The following is a 22028-nucleotide window of genomic DNA, read 5'->3' on the forward strand; positions in this document are numbered from 1 at the left end:
AACCAACATGCACACTCTGGTTATTGGTGGCGTTCGCTCCGGTAAAACCGCGTTGGCAGAACGCCTTGCCTGCAACACTGACGACGAGGTGGTGTACCTCGCCACCGCCACCGCCGGTGACGACGAAATGCGCAGGCGCATTGATCGCCATCAGCGGCAACGTCCTGTTAACTGGGGCTTAAGTGAAGAGCCATTGGCCCTTGCCTCGGTGCTTGCCCTCTATGCCAGCGCCGGCCAAAAAGCGCCGTGCATACTGGTGGATTGCATGAGCCTGTGGGTGAGTAATCTGTTGCACGCCGGCGAGACGGTTTTTGCGTGGGAGCGGGAACAGTTTTTAACTCAGCTGGCCCAGTACCCGGGCAAGCTGATTATTGTTAGCAACGAAGTGGGGCTGGGTATTATTGGCATGGACCCTCTTACCCGACGCTTTGGCGACGAACTGGGCTGGTTGAATCAGGCCCTGACCGAGCGTTGCGACACGGTGGTTATGAGCGTCGCCGGTTTGGCGGTGACTTTAAAGTCATAATGGCTGCTTTTCTTTCTCCCTTTTTTGCGCCTTTTCTGGTTTGCCTGCTGGGCCTCACTCTGGACCGATTATTGGGTGAACCCCGCCGACTGCACCCACTGGCGGGTTTTGGCGCTCTGGCCAGTGCTTTGGAACGGCTGCTTAACGGCGCGCCACAAAAGGCTTGGCGTAGCCTTATTCTGGGTACTTTAGCCCTGTGTTCACTGGTGCTGCCCCTGTTGCTTTTAACAATCTGGTTGTCTGCTGTGCTCAGCGGCTTTTGGTTGCTGCTGGTCCAGGCTACTGCATTGTACTTTGCGCTTTCTCTCAGGGGCTTGGCAGAACACGGCCTGGCGGTGGCACAGCCGCTGCAAAGAGGCGAGCTGAATGTGGCGAGGGAACAGGTCAGCCGCATTGTCAGCCGCCAGGCCAGTGCGCTGGATCAACAGGGCGTGGCAGCTGCGGCCACCGAGTCTATGTTGGAAAATGGCGCGGATGCGGTGTTTGCCAGCCTGTTCTGGTTTTTAGTGGGTGGTATTCCTGGTGTGATTGTGCATCGTGCTGTAAATACGTTGGACGCCATGTGGGGTTATCGCAACCCGCAGTTTTTATATTTTGGTCGTGCGGCTGCACGGCTGGACGACGTCATGGGCTGGCTGCCTGCGCGGCTTACGGCGCTAACGTACACGCTGCTAGGTAATCGTAAGCTTGCGTGGCGCTGCTGGCGACAGCAGGCGTCCCAATGGGACAGCCCCAACGCTGGCCCGGTGATGGCGGCAGGCGCGGGTGCACTAAATGTTCAACTCGGTGGTCCGTCACCTTATCCGCAAGGCGTAAAGCAGCGCCCGCACCTGGGCGGTACTAACCCGGCCAGTGCCGACACTGTTCAGGCGGCTATTGCACTGGTACGCCACGGCACCTGGCTTTGGTTGGCGGTTATATTCGCCATAAGCGGCCTTGTTGCCGCGGTGGCGGGATTGTGATGCTACAGCACGGCGGGCGTTTGAATGACGCGGTAAAGCGCTGGGGTATTCCCCGTGAACAGTGGCTGGATTTATCGACCGGTATCAACCCATCGGGGTGGCCGGTGCCGGAGTTGCCGGCGGAAGTTTGGCAGCGTCTGCCAGAACAAGACGACGGCCTGGAAGAGATTATTCGTCATTGGTCAGACGCCCCTTTGGCTTCTGGCTGTGTGCCGGTTGCAGGCAGTCAAGCGGCCATTATGGCGCTGCCCGGCTTACGCAAACCCTGTCGTGTAGGCATACCGGTACCTGGCTATCGCGAGCATGGGCACCATTGGCGCTCTGCTGGCCACAAGATTGTTCTCATTGAGCCTGTGCAGACCAAAGGCGGTGCCTCGGGTTGCGATGATCGTTGGTTGGATCAGCTTGACGTGCTGGTATGGATCAATCCTAACAACCCCACGGGTGCAATTATTCCTCCTTCCACGCTATTGCGTTGGCACCGGCGTTTGCAAAAACGCGGTGGTTGGCTGGTGCTGGACGAAGCGTTTATGGACCCTACGCCCGCTTTTAGCCTGGCCTGCCAGAGCGGCCGCCCGGGCCTGATTGTTCTGCGCTCACTGGGGAAGTTCTTTGGTTTGGCCGGGATACGCGCCGGCTTCGTGCTTGCCGATAAGAATGTTGCGGGTGCGCTGACGGAAAAGCTGGGGCCATGGGCGGTGAATGGTCCCGCGCGCCACGTAATGGCGCAGGCACTGCTGGATATAAACTGGCAGCAACAAGCCTGTGCTCGCTTGCAGAACGGCGCTCAAAGGCTAAGAGGCATATTGCATTCAGCCGGATTGAATCCGATGGGTGGAAGCGCGTTGTTCCATACCGTTCGCACCGAAGCCCCAACTTTGTTGGCGGACTGTCTTGCCGCGCAAGGCGTGCTGGTAAGAGTATTCGAACAACCAAGTATGGTGCGCTTCGGCCTGGCGCCAGACGAGAACGAATGGTGCCGCCTGGACAAGGCATTGGCGGGCGCCGTCGGTGATTAATCATTGACCAGACATTAACGCATTGTTAGCCTTGCACTCGTTTTCAGGTGTTGTTCGAGCGTTATCATCATCGCGACAACAGTGAAACGGGAAGCCGGTTAAAGTCCGGCACTGCCCCCGCAACGGTAAGTGAGTGAACGGCTAAGAAAGGTGCCACTGTGCAAACGCATGGGAAGGCTTGCGCCGTTCAGTAATACAGCTCACAAGTCCGGAGACCGGCCTGTCAACACACCGAACGCTGCGGAGGGCAGTTGCGGTGGGTAAACACCGATTCTGTTTCACGGCATTTCCCCACCTTTTGGAAGGCGCCCGCTTTGCTTGCGGCCGGCTTTCGCTTTCCTTTGCAGCACCAAAAAATCAGCCATGCGGGTGCGCGTGGTGTGCCTTTGAGTGCATTTTATGAAAGTTTTTCGCTTTGTTGCCAGCAGTCTGCTGGCGCCTTTTGCATTAAGTCCTCTTTCAATTGCGGTTGCCCAAGAATCTACCGGCGCGACTCTTGATCCGATTGTTGTGACCGCTACGCTTGGCCCTAAAACTGTGGGTGAGAGCCTGGCTTCCTTCACGGTGATTGACGAAGAAGAAATCCGCTCAAAAGCGCCTGCTGATGTTTCCGATCTTCTGCGAGGCCAGCCGGGTATTAACGTGACGGGAAATGGTTCTTTTGGCAAGACAACGAACGTCAATATTCGCGGCGTTCAGAGTGCCGGCACGGTTTTTCTAGTTGATGGCATTAAGCTGCACTCAGCGACCAGCGGAGGGGCCCCTTGGCAGTTTTTTCCGACAGAGCTTATTCAACGAGTGGAAATCGTTCGTGGGCCCAGAAGTTCGCTGTACGGCGCAGATGCTATGGGTGGTGTGATTCAGGCTTTTACGTTGGATCCGAAACAGGGTGAGCGCGGCTGGGTTGAGGCCGGTGCGGGTAACTTTGATACTCAAAAAGTGAATGCGGGTGTCTCCGGATCCGCTGGGAGCACACGTTTCAGTCTGAGTGGTTTGCACAAGGAGACCGACGGCACAGCAGTCCGTAAGAATATTAAAAATCTGGAGCAGGACCAAGAAAAAGGCTTCCGCCAAACTGCCGGGTTGGGCCGGGTTGTACATGAACTAGAAAACGGGGGTGAGGCCAGCGCAATATTGCTGCAGTCTGAAGGAAACACCGAATATGAAGGCGGCAATACGGACTACACAATTCGGACTGTTGGCCTAGGCTTGGTGGCTCCGCTGAGTGATTATTGGCAAACCGGGATCCAGTTTTCAGAGTCACAAGATGACGAGAAAACATTATCGAGCAGTGGTGAGAGTTATTATGACACGCGTTTGCGACAGGCTAGATGGGAAAACACTTTTTCCTACAATGTTCACGAACTGGTTGTTGGTGCAGAGTTGCAGCAAGATGAAGTTGAAAGCACTGAAAAGTTTACTGAAACCAGTAGAACTAATACGGCCATTTTTAGCCAACTACGCTTAAACTTCGGCCCACTTGATACTCAGCTGAGTCTTCGCAGCGACGATAATGAAGCCTATGGAACTAATGAAACTGGTGGTTTAGCGCTGGGTTACAAATTTGATCAATCTCACCGTGTTCGCGCTAGTTATGGTACAGCGTTTCGAGCACCAACTTTTAATGATTTGTACTTTCCGTATATAAAGTATCCAAGTGGATATGAGTACCAAGGTAATCCCAATGTAAAGCCGGAAGAGTCAGAAAGCTACGAATTAGGCGTTAGGGGAAACTACCGGGTATGGTTCTGGGATCTGGCGGTTTATCAGATGGACATTGAAGATCTCATCATTACTGACAAAATTGGGACGATTAATACAAAAATCAATGTTAGCGAAGCCCGAATCCGTGGAGCTGAGTTTGGTGGCGGTTATGAGCTTGATGGTTGGCGAACATCGCTTGGTCTCACTTATATGAACCCGGAAGATCGTGAAACGGGTAATCAGTTAAGACGATTGACAACCAGGACTGCGCGAGTTGATTTGGACAAGACAATCAATAGTTTTGTGGTCGGCGGTTCTGTAATTGCGGAAGGTGATCGTTATGACGACACCAAAAATAAAAATCGGTTGCCCGGTTTTGCTACTCTCGATCTGCGTACCAAGTGGAATTTTGCTCCGAACTGGAGCAGCCGCGTGACCGTTGCCAACGTGTTTGACAAAGAGTATTCCACAGCGAAGAACTACGTCTCGGCGGGCCGAACAGCCATGCTGTCCGTTCGCTATGATATTCAGTAAGTCATAAAGACGGGAGTAAAAACGTGGTTTCTCACTGGCTGAATTTGAGGTTTGCTTTAGGGTTTCTAGTAGCATTCTTGGCGCATCCGATATCAGCCAGCGAGATCCAGCGTTGCGCTGTCGACGACACCGGGAAAAAGCTTTGTCTAGCAGCCCCGGCACAGCGAGTTATCACCTTGTCCCCCGGCGCTACAGAGCTGATGTACGCAGCCGGCGCCGGTGACAAAGTGATGGCCGTAGTCAACTACAGTGACTATCCCCCAGCCGCCCTTGAACTTCCTCTGATCGGCAGCCACACCCGTGTCGACATGGAAGCCTTGATGGCACTCAATCCTGATCTGGTGGTGACCTGGGTAACGGGCAACCCGCCAGCACAGGTTGAGCTGCTTCAAGAGTTGGGCGTGTCCACTTTTGCTATAGAACCCCGCACCTTTGCGGGGGTTTCCAGTGTTATCGAACGGCTTGCCACGCTTGCGGGCACCGAGCCGGAAGGTTTTGCAGAGGCCGAACGCTTCCGTGTTGGCATTGCTGCTTTAACACAGCAGTATGCGGGCGTTGAACCCATACCGGTGTTTTATCAAGTGTGGGAAAAACCGTTAATGACCGTCAATAATGAGCACCTGATTGGCAAAGTGCTGAAGTTGTGCGGCGGTGTGAATGTGTTTGGCGACATGCAAAGGCTAATACCCAGAATCAGCGCAGAAGTTGTATTACAGGCAGACCCCGATGCCATTCTTACCGGCAGCGTTGCCGGTGTTAGCGACGACCAGCTGGATGAATGGAAGAAATATGCAGGGCTGACCGCGGTGGAAAAAAACAATCTGTTTTTCGTGCCTGCGTCGCCTATTTCACGGCCTACGCCGAGATTGCTTGATGCTATTCAAACGGTGTGTGGGAAATTGGCAATTGCCCGTGAGAATTTGGCAAGAGCCCGCGACAAGTTGGAAAGTGCTCGTGAAAATGTGGAAAGTGCTCGTGAAAATTTGTAAGCCAGAGGTCAACGCTCAGGTTCTGAATCAATGACCCGCTCTTTGCTCAGCCTTGGCGTGTTGGCTCTGGCATCCATGGCGCTGGCGCTGGCGCTGGGTAGTGTGACGGTGTCGCCTGGGGATTTATGGCAGGTTATTCAGGGCGAAGGCAGCACGCTGCACCGAACCCTGTTGCTGGATTTGCGCTTGCCGCGCACGCTTGCGGCGTTTGGTACGGGTGGGCTCTTGGCAGTGGCGGGCGCCCTGATGCAAGTGTTGCTGCGTAACCCGTTGGCAGATCCTTACGTGCTTGGGCTTTCAGGCGGCGCGGCGGTTGGCGCACTACTGGCCATGCTGATGGGAATGGGCACGTTGATAATATCGGGCTCGGCCTTTGCTGGCGCCATGCTGGCAACCGTGTTGGTGTTTGGCCTTGCCCACGGCACCGGCAGCTGGACACCGTCACGCCTGTTGCTGACTGGTGTTGTCGTCGCGGCCGGCTGGGGCGCAATGATTACCCTCATGTTGGCCATTACTCCTTCCTACAAACTGCCCGGTATGCTGTATTGGCTGATGGGCGATGTGTCCTACGCCCGCTCGCCCTGGCCGGCAGTGGTGGTGCTGGCGGTGGCCGTGGTGTTGATTATGCCCCTGGCCCGTAACCTGAACGTGCTGGCACGAGGCCCCATGCAGGCGGCGGCGCTTGGCGTGTCGGTGCGACCGCTGGAGTGGACAATTTACGTTCTGGCCAGTTTGTTGACAGCAACAGCGGTAACTACCGCAGGCAGTATCGGATTTGTGGGTTTGATTGTGCCCCACATGCTGCGACTGATTCTGGGCAACGACCAGCGCATAATTCTTCCTGCCAGCGCACTGGCTGGCGGTACCTTGCTGGTATTGGCAGACACCCTGGCCCGCACCATGATTGCGCCCGAACAGCTGCCCGTTGGTGTGATTACCGCTTTATTAGGCGTGCCGACGTTCCTGTACCTGCTGCACCGGAGCCGCTGATGAGTACGCTGAGCACCCGTGATCTGGTCATCAACGTACCTGGCCGCCCCGATGGTTTTGCTTTGAACATGAGCATAGAGCCCGGTCAGATCTGGGGTGTGCTGGGCCCCAACGGCGCCGGTAAAACCACGTTATTGCACACATTGGCCGGATTACTGCCCGCTCGCAGTGGCCAGGTGCAACTAAACAGCGCGCCGCTCACCGCACTGAAACGTCGCGATATTGCCCGACTACTGGGCCTGGTGTTTCAAGATCGCCAGGACAGCTTTCCGGCGACCGTGCTGGAAACCGCTCTGATTGGCCGTCACCCCTGGTTATCGCCCTGGGACAGTGAGCAGGGTGAAGATCAGCGTCGTGCGGAGCAGGCTTTAACCACGCTGGATGTGAACCACCTGTCAGATCGCCTGCTGAACACCCTGTCGGGTGGTGAGCGCCAGCGCGTGGCCATCGCCACCCTGATGACCCAGAACCCTGATATCTTGCTGTTGGACGAACCCACAAATCACCTGGACTTGCACCACCAGGTGAAGGTGATGAATCTGTTGCGCGACCAGGCGGATGCAGGCAAAACCGTGTTTATGTGCCTGCACGATCTGAATTTGGCTGCGCGCTGGTGCACTCACGCACTTTTGCTCTATACCAACGGCGATGCCTGCTGGGGGCCCGCTAAAAACATGCTGGAGCCATCAGCGCTTGAACGGCTCTATAACCAGAAATTAATCACCGTAGAAGCAGATGGTGCACCCGTTTTTGTACCCGTAAGTTTCTAATGAACCATTGGAATCTGGCTGATCAATGACCATAACCGTACCCGCAGTAATGATTACCGCACCCGCCTCCGGGCAGGGCAAATCCTTGGTTACAGCCGCCTTGGCGCGCCTGCATCGCAATGCCGGCCGCAAGGTGCGGGTGTTCAAACACGGTCCGGATTATCTCGACCCCATGGTGCTGGAAGTCGCATCCGGCCAGCCGGTGTATCAGTTACACCCGTGGATGACCGGTGAAAATGAGTGCCGCTGGCGGGTGGCGGAGGCCGCGCAAGATGCCGATCTTATTTTAATTGAAGGCGCCATGGGTTTGTTTGACGGCACCCCGTCCAGCGCCGATCTGGCCAAGCTGCTTGGCATTCCGGCCCTGCCGGTGATTGACGCCAGCGGCATGGCGCAAACCTTCGGTGCCCTGGTGCTGGGGCTGGCAAGCTTTGACCCTGAGCTTTCTGTGTACCAGGTTATTGCCAACAAAGTTGGCAGCCCGCGTCATGGCGACATGCTGAAAGAACGCTTGCCGGATGGCATCAGCCTGCTGGGCGCTATTCCACGGGATGACGCCATGAGCATTCCGGACCGGAATCTGGGTCTAGTGCAGGCGGCAGAGCTGGAAGGTTTGGATCAACAGCTTGATCAAGCGGCCGAAGTGCTCAAAGCTGCGGGCCTCGATGTGTTGCCAAAAGCGGTGGCCATCGCTGCATTAGAGCGCTCAAAACCAGAGGCCTTGCTAGCAGGTGTGCGCATTGCCATTGCCCGCGATCTGGCTTTCAGTTTTATCTATCGCGCAAACACAGAACTGCTGGAAGCGATGGGCGCAGAACTCCATTACTTTTCACCCCTGGTCGATGCGCAGTTACCGCTTGCAGACGCCCTCTGGCTTCCCGGTGGCTATCCCGAGCTGCATGGCAGTACCTTGGCAAATAACACCTCTATGCTGAACTGCATCCGTGCTTTTTATCACGCCGGCAAGCCAATACTGGCTGAATGTGGTGGCTTTATGGCGTGTGCGGAAGAGCTGGCAGACAAGGAAGGCGTTGTGCATTCCCTGCTTGGCTTGATACCGGGTCGCGCGGCCATGGCCAAGCGCTTACAGGGTTTGGGCATGCACAGCCTGACGGCACAGGAAGGCGAACTGCGCGGCCACACCTATCACCGGTCTACCCTTGAAACCTCCTGGAAGCCTGCCGCCCATACCTACAAACAAGCGGGTACCGGCAGCGAAGCTGTATTCTGCGAGAAGGGCCTGGTTGGTAGCTACTTCCACGGTTATTTCCCATCGGCACCCGCATTAGTGGCTGCTGTTTTTCGCGGTCAGCCATTGAGGTTTCCTAGCGCCTCGGAGAAAACTCATGCATGAGGATTTCTGCTGATGCGATATTTGAAGACCTTTTTGATCGCCCTGACGATGTCAGTTTTGGCTCCGCCACTGATGGCTGCCACTGTTATGGGTATTGTTTCGGAGCGTTCAGCTGCGGAAATGGCCGCAGGCGCCCATCGCTTTCTGGATCGAAACCCTGATCACCAAGTGGTGTTACGAACCCCGGAACAGCTTGCCATCCAGAGCGACCAGCACGTGCTTGAGCTGCTTGAGAGCGCAGATGCAGTGGTGCTGGCCGCGGTATTTGGCGATCAGGTCGACCGTCTTGCAACATTAATAGAGCAAGTAGTTGCGGATGACCCCGCCAGGCAGATGCCCGTGTTGGGTATCAACAGTGATTGGCGTATTTCTCGGCTATCGCAGATTAATGGTCGCCAGCCATTGGCGTCGCTGGATGATGCCGGGCTCAGAATGCTGGTGGCTGCGCCAGCAGCGGGTGTTGACGCCAGTGATGACCTGGCAGACCGGCAGGCGGTATTTCCGGACCAGGCCACCTGGCTGGAGGGCAGGGCCTTCTATCAGGGCAGAACGCCACAGCACCTTGATGGTCTGATGCGTTGGCTGTTGGCCCGAGCGGGTCATGATATGGATTATGAAAAGCCCGAACCCCGTGCCAGCATCCGCTACTATCAGAACGGTGAAGCCAACGCTGACGCTTCCCGATTAGAGCTAGCAGACGGCCCTGTGGTGGCGATTCTCGATCTTGATAGCGGTGATCGGCCCGGCGACCGGGATTTGCTGAACGATATGTGTGCAGCTCTGAAAGCCCGAGAACTGCAGTGCTTCGCTATTCTCTCCCGCTGGGGCGGTGCCAGCCTTGACGCCTTAAGCGCCCTGGAAGCGACGATTCAGCCAGCGACGCTGGCGGGCATTGTCAGCCTGCAGGATTTTACCATCGGTGGTGGCGAGGGCCGTCTGCAGGTAACTCAGGAGCTCATTCGCCTCAACGTCCCGGTGATCAAAGGGCTCAGGCTGGCTTCCCGAACCCGCAATCAGTGGCAGTTATCCGTTGACGGGATTCCCGCCGACAAAGTGCATTACAAGCTTGCTATGCCGGAGCTTCAGGGCGTCAGTCAGCCTATGGTGCTGGCAACGGCGGAACCAGAGGTGATTGACACGCTAACAGGTGTTGCACTCACGCTGACACAACCGGTGCCAAACCGCGTTCAAGCGCTGGCCGACCGCCTTAAGCGCTGGCAGGTGCTGCAAACCAAAGCGAACGCTGACAAGCGGGTGGCGATCCTTTACTACAACCATCCCCCTGGACGCCAGAATGTAGGGGCGGACAATCTGGACGTACCGGCCTCACTGTTTGAAATGCTGACCTGGTTGCAAGCTGAGGGCTACAACACCGGCACCCTGCCGGACAGCCCGGAAGCCTTACTCGACCTGATTCAGCAGCGTGGCGTCAGCTTGCCGGATGACCCGCGCGCGCTGCAGGAAATGGCGGGTGAGGTTCCATCGATGAGCGCGGAGACTTACCAGGGTTATCTGCAGTCTCTGCCCGGCGTCGTGCAGCAGGAAATGGTTCATGGTCCTACCGGGTATCTTCATGAACGTCTCGAACAGGCCCATCAACTTGCGGAACAAAGCCTGGCCCTAGGTATTCTGGACCGGGGCGTGAGGGACCTTCGGCATTTGATCGAAAATGTGGAGCACCCCAATCGACCCACAGCCTTGGCCCGTCTTGATGACTACGAAAAATTATGGATCCGCCGGTTGAAAGAAGGCGGCCATAAAAACGAGCTGAACGCTCTGCGAGTGGCACTGACCGATACCGACCTTCCAGGACTGAAGGGTTGGGGTGAGGCGCCAGGGCAGTCGATGGTGGTGAACGATCGCCTGATCTTCCCCGGTCTGCGGTTCGGCAACATCTTTATCGGGCCACAGCCGCCAAGAGGCTGGGAGGTGAATGAAGAACTGCTCCACGCCAACACCACCTTTCCGCCAACGCATCAATATGTGGGTTTCTATCATTGGCTGCGCGATCACTATAAGGCCGATGTGCTGGTGTATGTGGGTCGGCATTCCACCCGTGAATTTCTGCCTCGGCGACGTGCGGGCCTGACCGAGGACGATTATCCGGATCTTCTGGGTGGCGACCTGCCGCTGATCTACCCCTACATTGTGGACGGCGTTGGCGAAGGCATACAGGCAAAGCGTCGGGCGCTGGGCGTGATGATCAGCCATTTGACGCCGCCCCTGGCTGCCACCGAACTGTACGACAATCTGCTTGAAGTAAGGCAGTTAGTGGAGACGTGGCAGTCTGCCACCGAACCCAACAGCCCAACCCGGGAGCGAGCGTTGGCGTTGCTTCGGGAAAAAATAGCGGAACTGGATATTGCCGAAGATATCGAGCATGAAATTGCCAATGAAATGGGTCTTGCGGCCGCCGAGGTCTCGGTCGATGAGTTGTCGCCGGAATTGCTGGTGCATGAAGCCGGGCATTATGTGACGAGCATACAAGAGCATTACATGCCCCTGGGCCTGCACGTGTTTGGTCAGAACTGGACCCCTGAAATGCTGGATACCATGCTGACCTCAATGGCAGGCGACTCCGGTAAACCAAACCCGGGTTGGCGACAGAAGCTGGCCGGTTCGCCGGCGGCGGAACGCAAGAGCTGGCTGAATGCGCTCAATGGTCGTTTTGTGGCACCAGGGCAAGGCAATGACCCGTTACGAACCCCCGAGGTTCTGCCCACCGGGCGAAATTTTCATGCCTTGTCTGACGACCTGATTCCGACACGAGTTGCCTGGTCGCTGGCCGAGGAATTGGTCGCAGAAGCGGAAAAAACCGGTACCCGACAGCGTGATGAAAGTGATGCGTTGGTTCTTTGGGCTTCGGATACGGTGCGCGACGAAGGCGTGATGATCGCTTTTGGTCTGAAACTTATGGGTATCCGGCCGGTCTGGAACAGCCGGGGCATTGTTAACGGCCTGGAGCGGCTGCCGGCCGGGCCGGGCACCGATAACCCGGTGCGGCGTAATGTGGTCTTTACCACGTCCGGGTTGTTCCGGGATCTTTACGGTAGCAAGTTGGAATGGCTGGACCTTGCCTCCCGTTACGCGCTGGCGGGCGCCGCAAAAACGATCGTTAACGACCACCCGGATTTGGCGCCTGCCCTTGATCAGGCGCTGTCGGTGTTGCCGGTTACCCTGCGTGAGCGCGGCATTGAATCGCTTGCAACCAACGGCGTGGCCGCGCGCTGGGTTGCCGATGTTCGGGTTCTGCTGGCGGCCGGGCAGTCGGGGCGCGACGCCGGCACACAGGCGGCCTACCGGGTGTTTGGTACAGCGCCGGGGGCTTACGGAGCCGGTGTTAATACTCTGGCTACGCGCACCGGAGCATGGCAGAGCCGACAACAACTAGGGGATGCCTATCGCCGCCGAATGGGCCATGTTTACGGTAAAGAAAGCAACGGTGAGCCGGCTCACGAGGCGTTTGACCTCCAGTTGCTGTCCGTAGACAAAACCTATCTTGGCCGGTCAAGCCATTTGTACGGCCTGCTTGATAACGACGACGGTTTCGACTTTCAGGGCGGCCTCTCCAATGCAGTGGAGCATCTGCGGGGTGAACCGCCGGAAAATCGGGTTTTGCAGTACGAGGATCCAAAGAACCCGCGTGTCGATTCACTTCAACGCGCGTTGCAGGTTGAACTTCGCGCCCGCAATTTGAATCCGCAGTGGCTGGCACCGTTAATGGAGCATGGTTATGCCGGTGCCCGCACCATGGGCAGCGATTTTCTGGATAACCTTTGGGGCTGGCAGATAACCAGCCCGCAGGTGCTTCGCTCAAGCGTTTGGGATGAGGTTAATGACGTGTATTTTCAGGATCGCCACGGGCTTGGCTTGGATGATTTTCTGGCTGAGGGGCACAACGTCCACGTCAAGACGCACATGCAGGCAATCGCTCTGCTGGCAGCCAAACGTGGGTTCTGGGAGGTGGATATCTTTACCCTGAAACCGCTGTTAAGTGATTTCGCTAACAATATTATCAACCATGGCCTGCCCGGGAGCGGTCATACTCGTCCGGACCACCCGTTGATGGATTGGGTGGCAGGCCAGCTGGATCCGCAACAGCGGGAAGCTTTCGGTTCTGCCCGCAGGGGCGGCACCGCTGCGTATCCGTCCGTGCGTGCGGCGAACGATGACTGCCAGACATCGGTGATCCTGACGCGCTCAGGCTGCCGTTAGTGAATCTGGCCAGGGCCAGACATTTCATCCGTTAACTGAGAAGGAACCATTACATGCGTGAACGCGCCAAAGACCCCGAACGCCACGCCCGCCGTATGGCGGCCAAGCAAAAAATGATGCATGAACGCATTGCCCGCGCCCAGAAAGAACAAGGTGTCTTGCTGGTGCTGACGGGCCCGGGCAAGGGCAAAAGCAGCTCCGGCTTTGGCATGGTTGCCCGCGCCCTGGGCCACGGCATGAAAGTGGGCGTGGTGCAGTTCATCAAAGGTGCTTTCAGCACCGGCGAAGAAGCCTTTTTCCGCAATCTGCCTAACGTGGATTACCACGTGATGGGACAGGGCTACACCTGGGAAACTCAAAACCGGGAACAGGATGTGGCCTCTGCCACGGCCGCTTGGGAGATTGTTGCCACCATGCTGAAAGACGACAGCTACGACATGATTCTGTTGGATGAATTGAACATTGCGCTGAAGTACGAGTATCTGGACCTGGATCGGGTACTGGACGATCTGCAAAGCCGGCCCGAGATGCAGCACGTGGTGGTTACCGGTCGCCATGCGCCGCAGGAACTGATTGACCTGGCAGACACCGTTACCGAGATGGGCGTGGTGAAGCACGCATTCAAAGATCAGGGCATCAAAGCCCAAAAAGGCGTTGAGTTGTAGATTATGGTCACACTGATGATTCAGGGCACCACGTCTGACGCCGGCAAAACCACCGTGGTGGCGGCCCTGTGCCGCTGGCTAGCACGCCAGGGTGTGTCGGTGGCGCCGTTCAAGCCGCAGAATATGGCCCTGAACAGCGCGGTGACCATAGACGGCGGCGAAATTGGCCGCTCGACAGCATTACAAGCGCTGGCGTGTGGTCTTGAACCCCACAGTGATATGAACCCGGTGTTATTGAAGCCACAAAGCGACTGCGGCGCCCAAGTGATTCTGCGCGGTCAGGTGCACGGCAATATGGACGCGCTGGATTATCATGCCTACAAAGCCGAGGCCATGGTGGCGGTTATGGACGCCTGGCGTGCGCTCAGTGAACGCTATGACGTGATCATTGCTGAAGGCGCTGGCAGCCCCGCTGAAATCAACCTGCGCGTCAACGACATCGCCAATATGGGCTTTGCCGAAGCGGCGGATTGCCCGGTGCTGTTGGTCGGTGATATCGAACGCGGTGGGGTGTTTGCCCAGCTGGTAGGCACCCTGGAGTTGGTTTCTGCGAGCGAACAGAACCGCACAAAAGGCTTTATCATTAATCGCTTTCGCGGCGATATTGCTCTGCTGGAACCGGGCCTGGACTGGCTGACCGAACGCACTGGGAAACCGGTCATTGGCGTGCTGCCTTATCTCCACGGCTTGATTGTGGACTCCGAAGACAGCATTGGCACCAGCGGCGTAAGCGAAGCCGGCGCGCTGAATGTCATTGTGCCGGTGCTGCCGCGCATCAGTAACCACAACGATTTTGACCCGCTGCGCCTGCACCCTGGGGTAAACCTGCAATTTATTGGCCCAAACCAAGCCATTCCAGCGGCTGACCTGATTATTCTGCCCGGCAGCAAAAGCACCCGCACGGACATGGCCTTTCTTCACGCTCAGGGCTGGACGCAGGCCATCCAAAAACACCTGCGCTACGGCGGCAAGGTGTTTGGTATTTGCGGTGGTTTTCAGATGTTGGGTGATCGCGTGGATGATCCGGCTGGGCTGGAAGGCAGCAGCGGCACAACCGAAGGCTTGGGCCTGCTGGATATGACGACCACCATGGTCGCCGGTAAACAGCTGAAAAACGTTTGCGGAACACTGACGTTACCAAACCGGAATTCTGGCCAGACAGAGGCGGGTTTCAGCGGTTACGAAATGCACAATGGTGTGAGCGAAGGCGCGGCTCTGGCGCGCCCGTTAGGTCGGATGAACGGCAAAAATGAAGGAGCTATTAGTGCCGACAGTCAGGTAGCGGGTACCTATGTACACGGAATTTTTGATGAGCCTGGGGCTTGTGAAGCCTTGCTGCATTGGGCCGGGCTGGACCACTCAGGTGAAGCAATAGACTATCAGCAACATCGCCTGGCCCAGCTTGACCGGCTGGCGGATCAGGTGGAGCAACATCTTGATACGCACTGGTTGCGCGACTTGCTGGGGCTGGAGTCAGTGACAACCACGCCTGGGCCAACGAGGCAGCCATGAGTGATCCCAATCGTCCTTTCACTGACGAAGAACGCGCGGGCCTGTATCGCGCTATTTTCGAGCGCCGCGACGTGCGCTCCCAGTTTTTGCCAGACCCCATCCCCCGGCCGGTATTGGCTCGGCTGCTGAAAGCCGCTCACCATGCGCCGTCGGTGGGGTTTATGCAGCCTTGGGATTTTATCCTGATCGACAGCCTGGACGTGCGCCAACAGGTGTTGGCCAGCTACCACGAAGAAAACGCCAAAGCGGCAAACAACTACAGTGGTGAGCGGCAGGAAACTTATCGCAGCTTGAAACTGCAGGGCATTATCGAAAGCCCCATGAACCTGTGCATTACCTGTGATCGCAGCCGTGGCGGTAGCCATGTGCTGGGGCGCAGTTCTATTGTCGAGATGGATCTGTTCAGCACCTGCCTGGCGGTACAGAACTTATGGCTGGCGGCGCGGGCAGAAGGCATAGGCGTAGGCTGGGTGAGCATTGTGGATCAAACCAAACTGGCAGGCATTCTGAACCTGCCGGATAACGTGTATCCGCTGGCTTATTTGTGCCTTGGCTACGTCAGCGAGTTTCTGGACCAGCCCGAGCTTCAGGCAAAGGGCTGGCGTTCGCGCCTGCCGCTGACCGAGCTGATGCACGGCAATCGCTGGGGGCAGCCGATGGACGATGAAACGCTTTTGAATGCGCTGAAGTCTTAAAGCCCGGTTGAGCTTAACGCCCACTGTCGCCGCTCACCATTGCGGTATTGTTGCAAAGCGCCGTGCGCGCCGGTAGCCAAAGGCTGACACAGAGCCCGGTCTGGCCGTCGGGTCTCGTGTTCAGGGTCAGTTGGCCGCCGTGGAGTTCGGCAATTCGCCGTGCAATGGCTAATCCCAACCCTGCGCCGCCGCCAATCCTTTGGTCAAGCCGCACAAAGCGGCTAAGCGCCCGCTCCCGGTCCGCAGTTGCAATGCCGGGGCCCTGATCGCAAACAGTAACGTGATAGCCGTCGGCGGAAGGCGCCAGGCGGGTTTCCACCACCGTGTGTTGCGGGCTGTATTGAATCGCGTTGGCCAGAAGGGATCGCATCAGGGTGGTGACCAGGGCGTTGTGGCAACACATCAGGGCTTCGCCGACATCGTCCTGTAAAACCGGCTCAATGTGCTTTTTCAGAGCCAGCGGTGCCACATCGGCAATACTCTGCTCGAGTATCTCAGACAAATTATGATATTGCGGTGAAAAATCGGCGCCCGAGTCGACCCGGTTCAGCAACAACATCTGCTCTACTAAATGAGTCATGCGGTCAACGGATTGGATCAAGGTGTTGAACTGCTGCGGATTGTCATCACAGGCTTTTTCAAGGTTCAGTCGCAGGGCTGCCAGCGGTGTTCGTAGTTCATGGGCGGCATCGGCTGAAAAGCGCCGTTCCCGTTCCAGTGCCTGATTCAGTCGCTTGAGCATACTGTTCACGGCCTGCACCAGGCCTGCTACTTCTTTTGGTGCTTGCCGGTCATCAAGGGGATGGATACGTTCCGGCGCCATATTGCGTATCGGCCGCTCCAGCCTGAGCAAGGGGCGAAGACCAATTTGAATCGCAGCGCTTGCCGCCAATAGCAGTAACGGCAGCGCGACGAGTAAGGGCAGAACGTTACCCAAGGCCAGTTCCTGGCTCAGCTCCTCACGAATTTCCTCGTGCTGGGCGGTGCGGATCCAAAAGCCCGTGGCCGCGTCTTTAAGTGTGAACACCCGCCAACGATAGCCCTGGGAATCGGCCCATGAATAGCCCGGAGCCAAACTTTCGGCGTCATCGGCGTTGAGCGTACTCAGCAGGGGTACGCGGTCGGGCGTCCAAACCTCAAAGGCCAGTTTCTTCTCGTATTTGTGTCCTGCACCGTCGGGCAGAATTTCGTCACCATCTGCTTTTGGGTTGATGTCTTCAGCAACCGATAGTGTCAGCGTTTTGCGCAGGGTTTGCGGTAGCTGCTCCAGTGACTGGGTGTCTGCGAGGTGGCGAACCAGCCCTTGCACAATGCGTGTACTTTGCGCCAGTTCGGCATCAAACAGCTCTTCCAGCTCGTGATTGCTTTCAACATAACTCCAGGTGGCGGCGATAAGAGCAATTAACAGCACCGTTGAGGTGACCAGCAGAGTGAGGGTGCGAGTCAGAGACATTCCGGCACTCCAGAGGCCGCTTGGCTGTCCAGAAAATACCCTACGCCGCGTATCGTTCTGATGGTGGCCTTGCCTACCCGACGCCGCAGATGGTGAATGTGCACTTCCAGGGCATTACTCTCTGCGCCCGGTTCCCAGCCATAGAGCTGCTCTTCCAAGCGCCTGCGGGTGGCAACCTGGTCAGGGTGACGCATCATGTACTGAAGAATTTGAAACTCGCTGCGCGGCAGAGTTGCGGTGCCTGTGCCACAGGTCAGCTGTGCTGAAGCCGGGTCCAGTTTTAGCTGGCCCACAATCAGCTGATCCCGGTTTGTGGATGATCTGCGGCGGGTAACGGCACGAATCCGGGCCTTGAGTTCGGCCATGGCGAAGGGTTTGGTCAGGTAATCGTCTGCGCCTGCATCCAGGCCCTGCAGTTTTTCCTCAAGTTCAGCCCTGGCGGTCAGAATGATAATGGGCAGTTGATTGCCCTGTTGCCGGGTATGTCGAACGATATCGAGGCCGTCTACCCTGGGCAGGGTCAAATCCAGTATGGCCAGGTCAAAATGCTCATCCACCAGGGCATTCAGCGCCTGCTGGCCATCATTCAGCCAGTCTACGGTGTGCTGGTCTGCCCTCAGCATGCCCAGTAGGGTGCTGCCTAAAAGAGGGTCGTCTTCTACCAGTAATATGCGCATCAAGCGGAACCCGTGTTGGGAAAATCGTCAAAACCTTAAGGCAGGTTTAAGAATTCTGCTGCCAGAGCTTAAGGTTGGGTTAAGGCTTGCAGGCTAATCTGATGGCTCACGATGTCGGGCGCCCTGCCCAAAAGCTGTTGGAGAGCGCATATGAGCGACCCACTTACAATGTCCATACACTGCCCACCGGATTCGCCGGAACTAGTTCCGGCTCTTCGTTGTGCCGGGCGCTGGTTGAGCGAGATTACACCCGATACCGCACTGGCGGCTACAGTTGCACAATTTATTCGGCGGCGGTTTTTGCAGGCCTATGGCGCCGAACCTTCGTTGCGGATACCGCTATTGCTGGCGTTGACCTCGGCTCAGGGCACGCTTTTAGCCGCGGTGGGCGTTCGTAGTGCGGCCCGGGAACGCCTTTTTCTTGAAGACTACCTGTCTGTTCCGGTCGAATCGGTCATGCCGTCGGCGGGAATTGCGCGCAGCAAAATTGCAGAGATTGCACACTTGGCCGGAGTAGAGGCCGGTGTCAGCAGACACTTGTTTGCCTCATTGACGGTGTGGCTGCAGGGCGCGGGTTATGACTGGGTAGTGTGTACCGGCACCGATCAGTTGCGTAACAGTTTTCACCGAATGGGCATTGCCACTCAGGTGCTGGCTAACGCGAACCCGGCGAGTTTACCCGATGGTGGCGCTGGTTGGGGTCGCTATTACGATCATCAACCCGTGGTGATGGCGATCAAAGTGGCCGACAGCCTTGGTGCTTTGCAGCAGGTGGGAATGTTACGGCGGATTCAGTCGGCGTCATCCGACCTCGGCTCAGGCGGTTCTGACAGCTTGCAGCAGGGAGATGCTTATGGCCGCCTTGCCTGAATTGCTTAAACGTCAGGCAATGGCGTACCCGTCACGTATAGCCTTACGTGGGCCCGAAGCGGAGTTTAGCTATCAGCAGCTGATGCAGGCGGTAGAAGCGGTGGCCGAACAGCTAAACGTGCGGGGTATAAAGCGTGCCGGTGTGTGCGGCGACAACACCATTGCCTGGGTACTGGCCGACCTTGCCTGCCTGCTGGCGGGTGTGGTTTGTGTGCCAGTACCTGTGTTCTTTTCTGAATCCCAGACCGCCCACCTGATCGAACGGGCGGGCTTGGACGGCTTGCTGAGCAGTGAAGAGGCAAGCGGCAGCGAGCCATTGGGCCAGGGCGTCTGGCTGCGCCCGCTGCCGGCGTTTGCAGCAGTGCCGCCGATGGCTCATCTGCCGCCGATACCGAAAGACACGGCGAAAATTACCTTTACCTCCGGCAGTACCGGCACCCCCAAAGGTGTGTGTCTGTCGGTGGCGCAGATGACCGCAACGACTTTGGCCCTGAAAGAACGGCTGTCGGGTGTCGAATTACAAACGCATTTGTGCATTCTGCCCCTGGCGACCCTTCTGGAGAATATTGCCGGCGTTTACTTGCCGTTGCTTATGGGGGCTACGGTCATGGTGGCGCCGTTGGCGCAGTTGGGTATGACTGGCAGCAGCGGCTTAAACCTGAGCCAACTGGTTGCGGGAATCAATCAACACCAACCCCAATCACTGATTTCGGTGCCGGAGCTGGCGATGGCACTGGTCAGTGCCGCCGAACAGGGGCAGCTGAACAGTCGCTCATTGCGCTTTATGGCCGTTGGCGGTGGCCGGGTTTCTGCCGAGTTGCTGGCCCGTGGCCGCGCTGCTGGCCTGCCACTGTACGAAGGTTATGGCTTGTCGGAGTGCTGTTCGGTGGTGGCGTTGAACGTGCCGGCTGCCGAGTGTGTGGGCAGTGTGGGTAAACCTCTGTCTCATATCGAGATCAAGGTGGATTCGGACGGCCACATTCTGGTTCGAGGCAATACCCATTTGGGCTATCTGGGTGACGAATCGGGGCAGGACGAGTGGTTGGAGACCGGTGACCTGGGTGCGCTCAACCCAAGCGGCTTTCTGTCGGTTAATGGCCGTTCGAAGAATCTGCTGATCACCAGCTTTGGTCGCAATATCAGCCCGGAGTGGCTGGAAAGTGAGCTTGTTCAGAGCTTGGGTATTTGCCAGGCCGTGGTGTTTGGCGACGGTGAACGGCAGCCAATGGCACTGATAATAGTGACAGACGGGCGTTCGTCAGACGAACTTGCCGGCGCATTGCGTCAACTCAATCAACGCCTGCCGGATTACGCCCGCCTGGCCACGGTGTATATCCGCCGCCAGCCGCTGAGCCAGTCCGAAGGTTACATCACCGCAAATGGCCGCCCGGTGCGGTTACACATTCAGACCCATCTGCCGACCCTGTTGGCAAAAGCCTTTTCTTTATCTATGTCGACATCGTTAGCCAACCAATCAGGAGAATTTCACATGGCATTTTTTGACAGATTGCAGCAAGAAACAGCACAAGCACGGGCCCATGTTAGCGGCGCGCCGGTTGTGAAAGCGATTGGCGAAGGCTGTTTCAGCCTGGAGTCCTATACCTGGTTTCTGACCCAAGCCTTTCACCACGTTAAGCACACGGTGCCGTTAATGATGGCTTGTGGCGCAAAACTGCCCTCGCGAATGGAGTTCGTTCGCAAGGCGCTGGTTGAATACATTGACGAGGAGTACGGCCACGACGAGTGGATACTGAATGATCTGGACGCCTGCAACGCCGACAAGGAAACGATTCGCACGGGCAAGCCGGATGTGTCCATAGAGCTTATGGTGGCGTACCTGTATGACCAGATTAACCGGGGCAATCCGGCGGCGTTCTTTGGCATGGTTCAAGTGCTTGAAGGCACCTCAGTAGAGCTGGCCACGCCGCTGGCCGAGCAGATTCAGAAAATCCTTGGGCTTCCGAATCAGGCGTTCAGTTATCTGTACTCCCACGGCGCTCTCGATCAGGACCACTTCGAGTTTTTCCGCAATCTGATGGACGGCATTACCGACCCGACCGATCAGCAGGCCATTATTGATTCTGCACGCGTGGTATACCGGCTCTACGGCGATATGTTGCACAGCATTCCGCTGCCAGTCACGCGCAAGGAGAAGCAGCATGAAGTTGCATGATCGGGTTTTTCTGCTGCTGGGAGGAACCGGGGGTATTGGCAAGGCACTGGTGGAGCCGCTGGTTCGGGCAGGCAGCCGTGTCATCGTAGCCTCCCGCCACCCGGAACGTATTGGCCATCTGGAAGGTGTGTCGCCGGTGTGTCTGGACCTGGCGGCCGTCGATCTGGACCAACAGTTGGCGCGCCTGACGGAGGCCTACCCGGAGATCGACGGCGTGATCCATTGCGCCGGCCAGAATCGCTTTGCCGGATTGGCGAGGATGTCGGTAGACGAGCTCGATGCCCAGCTTAACGTAAACCTGCGTTCGGCCATGCTGGTGGCCAGACATTTTGCCCCCAGGTTCGAGACGGCGGGCAGCGGTGCGCTGGTGTTTGTGGGGTCGACCTTTGGCAGCATAGGCTTCCCCGGCTATACCGCCTATTGCGCCACCAAATTTGGCCTGCGGGGGTTTACCGAAGCTCTGCGCCGGGAGTTGGCGGATACCGCTGTGCAGGTGGTGTACGTGGCCCCCAGGGCCACTGCTACCGACATGAATGCGGAAGCTGTGAACGAGTTGAATCGTGCGCTTGGTAATAGCGTGGATACGCCCCAAGCGGTGGCAGCCGCCATTCTGAAAGCGATGGAAAACGGCGATCGCCGCCGGTTCCTTGGCTGGCCCGAGAAATTGTTTGTGGTGATTAACGGGATACTGCCGCGCATTGTCGATAAAGCGATGCTTAAGCAGCTGCCGGTGATTCGGCGTTTTCTTAATACAAAGGTTGCGTCATGAGGTAATGGACGGTCTCGCCGAAAAAGTCACCTGTATTAACTTTGAAAGGCGATTAATCGTTCTCTTTAAAAGAACATAATGATCTAAAATAACTATTTTTGTTTATGATAAAAGATTCGGATACTAGGAGCACCTAATGGCTATCCGACTC

At 57.0% G+C, this 22028-nt stretch carries 17 protein-coding genes and 1 riboswitch; of the genes, 15 read left to right on the forward strand and 2 right to left on the reverse strand.

What is annotated here, in order from left to right:
* Nucleotides 1–7: 7 nt before the first annotated feature.
* From cobU to bluB, 12 genes are all read left to right on the forward strand, one after another.
* Entirely contained in the window at nt 8–526 is a 519-nt protein-coding gene (gene cobU, locus ABA45_RS00820) for a bifunctional adenosylcobinamide kinase/adenosylcobinamide-phosphate guanylyltransferase (protein ID WP_048383660.1), read from the forward strand.
* Entirely contained in the window at nt 526–1488 is a 963-nt protein-coding gene (gene cbiB, locus ABA45_RS00825) for an adenosylcobinamide-phosphate synthase CbiB (protein ID WP_048383661.1), read from the forward strand. Before cobU ends, cbiB begins: the two co-directional genes overlap by 1 nt.
* Entirely contained in the window at nt 1488–2507 is a 1020-nt protein-coding gene (gene cobD, locus ABA45_RS00830) for a threonine-phosphate decarboxylase CobD (protein ID WP_048383663.1), read from the forward strand. Before cbiB ends, cobD begins: the two co-directional genes overlap by 1 nt.
* Before the next feature lie 28 nt (nt 2508–2535).
* Nucleotides 2536–2745: riboswitch (cobalamin riboswitch) on the forward strand.
* Between the two features lie 161 nt (nt 2746–2906).
* Entirely contained in the window at nt 2907–4745 is a 1839-nt protein-coding gene (locus tag ABA45_RS00835; RefSeq protein ID WP_048383664.1) for a TonB-dependent receptor domain-containing protein, read from the forward strand.
* Nucleotides 4746–4768: 23 nt separating this feature from the next.
* A complete protein-coding gene (locus tag ABA45_RS00840; RefSeq protein ID WP_084708241.1) occupies nt 4769–5734 on the forward strand; it encodes a cobalamin-binding protein in 966 nt (321 codons plus the stop codon).
* A 30-nt stretch (nt 5735–5764) separates the two neighbouring features.
* The gene (locus tag ABA45_RS00845) at nt 5765–6724 is read left to right on the forward strand and encodes a FecCD family ABC transporter permease (RefSeq protein ID WP_014869534.1); all 960 of its coding nucleotides are present in this window, start codon (nt 5765–5767) and stop codon (nt 6722–6724) included.
* Complete coding sequence (locus tag ABA45_RS00850; protein ID WP_048383665.1) at nt 6724–7494, forward strand: ABC transporter ATP-binding protein; 771 nt, start codon at nt 6724–6726, stop codon at nt 7492–7494. The genes ABA45_RS00845 and ABA45_RS00850 overlap by 1 nt, the downstream gene beginning before the upstream one ends.
* Nucleotides 7495–7519: 25 nt before the next feature.
* The gene (locus tag ABA45_RS00855; RefSeq protein WP_048383666.1) at nt 7520–8848 is read left to right on the forward strand and encodes a cobyrinate a,c-diamide synthase; all 1329 of its coding nucleotides are present in this window, start codon (nt 7520–7522) and stop codon (nt 8846–8848) included.
* A 12-nt stretch (nt 8849–8860) separates the two neighbouring features.
* Complete coding sequence (locus ABA45_RS00860) at nt 8861–13063, forward strand: cobaltochelatase subunit CobN (protein WP_048383667.1); 4203 nt, start codon at nt 8861–8863, stop codon at nt 13061–13063.
* Nucleotides 13064–13116: 53 nt separating this feature from the next.
* On the forward strand, nt 13117–13728 hold the full coding sequence (gene cobO / locus ABA45_RS00865) for a cob(I)yrinic acid a,c-diamide adenosyltransferase (RefSeq protein WP_014869538.1): 612 nt from the start codon (nt 13117–13119) through the stop codon (nt 13726–13728).
* A gap of 3 nt (nt 13729–13731) precedes the next feature.
* The gene (locus ABA45_RS00870; RefSeq protein WP_048383668.1) at nt 13732–15240 is read left to right on the forward strand and encodes a cobyric acid synthase; all 1509 of its coding nucleotides are present in this window, start codon (nt 13732–13734) and stop codon (nt 15238–15240) included.
* Nucleotides 15237–15935 (forward strand): 5,6-dimethylbenzimidazole synthase, encoded by a 699-nt coding sequence (gene bluB, locus ABA45_RS00875; RefSeq protein WP_048383669.1) that lies wholly within the window; start codon nt 15237–15239, stop codon nt 15933–15935. Before ABA45_RS00870 ends, bluB begins: the two co-directional genes overlap by 4 nt.
* Nucleotides 15936–15948: 13 nt before the next feature.
* Here bluB and ABA45_RS00880 read toward each other — a convergent pair whose 3' ends face one another.
* The gene (locus ABA45_RS00880; protein WP_048383670.1) at nt 15949–17388 is read right to left on the reverse strand and encodes an ATP-binding protein; all 1440 of its coding nucleotides are present in this window, start codon (nt 17386–17388) and stop codon (nt 15949–15951) included.
* On the reverse strand, nt 17379–18065 hold the full coding sequence (locus ABA45_RS00885) for a response regulator transcription factor (protein ID WP_048383671.1): 687 nt from the start codon (nt 18063–18065) through the stop codon (nt 17379–17381). The genes ABA45_RS00880 and ABA45_RS00885 overlap by 10 nt, the downstream gene beginning before the upstream one ends.
* A 150-nt stretch (nt 18066–18215) precedes the next feature.
* Between ABA45_RS00885 and ABA45_RS00890 the strand changes: the two genes are divergently transcribed.
* From ABA45_RS00890 to ABA45_RS00900, 3 genes are read left to right on the forward strand one after another with little or no spacing between them, the layout of a single operon-like run.
* Nucleotides 18216–18935 (forward strand): thermostable hemolysin, encoded by a 720-nt coding sequence (locus tag ABA45_RS00890; RefSeq protein WP_227497556.1) that lies wholly within the window; start codon nt 18216–18218, stop codon nt 18933–18935.
* Nucleotides 18919–21108, forward strand: a complete 2190-nt coding sequence (locus ABA45_RS00895; protein ID WP_048383673.1) for an AMP-binding protein — start codon at nt 18919–18921, stop codon at nt 21106–21108. The genes ABA45_RS00890 and ABA45_RS00895 overlap by 17 nt, the downstream gene beginning before the upstream one ends.
* Nucleotides 21095–21877: an SDR family oxidoreductase gene (locus ABA45_RS00900; protein ID WP_048383674.1), complete on the forward strand. Its 783-nt coding sequence runs from the start codon at nt 21095–21097 to the stop codon at nt 21875–21877. The genes ABA45_RS00895 and ABA45_RS00900 overlap by 14 nt, the downstream gene beginning before the upstream one ends.
* Nucleotides 21878–22028: the final 151 nt, after the last annotated feature.

The organism is Marinobacter psychrophilus (genome assembly GCF_001043175.1).
Lineage (GTDB): Bacteria > Pseudomonadota > Gammaproteobacteria > Pseudomonadales > Oleiphilaceae > Marinobacter > Marinobacter psychrophilus.

Bases quoted from the DNA above. Each gene is read 5' to 3' on its own strand.
- cobU (WP_048383660.1), top strand. From the start codon at position 8: ATGCACACTCTGGTTATTGGTGGCGTTCGCTCCGGTAAAACCGCGTTG.
- cbiB (WP_048383661.1), top strand. From the start codon at position 526: ATGGCTGCTTTTCTTTCTCCCTTTTTTGCGCCTTTTCTGGTTTGCCTG.
- cobD (WP_048383663.1), top strand. From the start codon at position 1,488: ATGCTACAGCACGGCGGGCGTTTGAATGACGCGGTAAAGCGCTGGGGT.
- ABA45_RS00835 (WP_048383664.1), top strand. From the start codon at position 2,907: ATGAAAGTTTTTCGCTTTGTTGCCAGCAGTCTGCTGGCGCCTTTTGCA.
- ABA45_RS00845 (WP_014869534.1), top strand. From the start codon at position 5,765: ATGACCCGCTCTTTGCTCAGCCTTGGCGTGTTGGCTCTGGCATCCATG.
- ABA45_RS00850 (WP_048383665.1), top strand. From the start codon at position 6,724: ATGAGTACGCTGAGCACCCGTGATCTGGTCATCAACGTACCTGGCCGC.
- ABA45_RS00855 (WP_048383666.1), top strand. From the start codon at position 7,520: ATGACCATAACCGTACCCGCAGTAATGATTACCGCACCCGCCTCCGGG.
- ABA45_RS00860 (WP_048383667.1), top strand. From the start codon at position 8,861: ATGCGATATTTGAAGACCTTTTTGATCGCCCTGACGATGTCAGTTTTG.
- cobO (WP_014869538.1), top strand. From the start codon at position 13,117: ATGCGTGAACGCGCCAAAGACCCCGAACGCCACGCCCGCCGTATGGCG.
- ABA45_RS00870 (WP_048383668.1), top strand. From the start codon at position 13,732: ATGGTCACACTGATGATTCAGGGCACCACGTCTGACGCCGGCAAAACC.
- bluB (WP_048383669.1), top strand. From the start codon at position 15,237: ATGAGTGATCCCAATCGTCCTTTCACTGACGAAGAACGCGCGGGCCTG.
- ABA45_RS00880 (WP_048383670.1), bottom strand. From the start codon at position 17,388: ATGTCTCTGACTCGCACCCTCACTCTGCTGGTCACCTCAACGGTGCTG.
- ABA45_RS00885 (WP_048383671.1), bottom strand. From the start codon at position 18,065: ATGCGCATATTACTGGTAGAAGACGACCCTCTTTTAGGCAGCACCCTA.
- ABA45_RS00890 (WP_227497556.1), top strand. From the start codon at position 18,216: ATGAGCGACCCACTTACAATGTCCATACACTGCCCACCGGATTCGCCG.
- ABA45_RS00895 (WP_048383673.1), top strand. From the start codon at position 18,919: ATGGCCGCCTTGCCTGAATTGCTTAAACGTCAGGCAATGGCGTACCCG.
- ABA45_RS00900 (WP_048383674.1), top strand. From the start codon at position 21,095: ATGAAGTTGCATGATCGGGTTTTTCTGCTGCTGGGAGGAACCGGGGGT.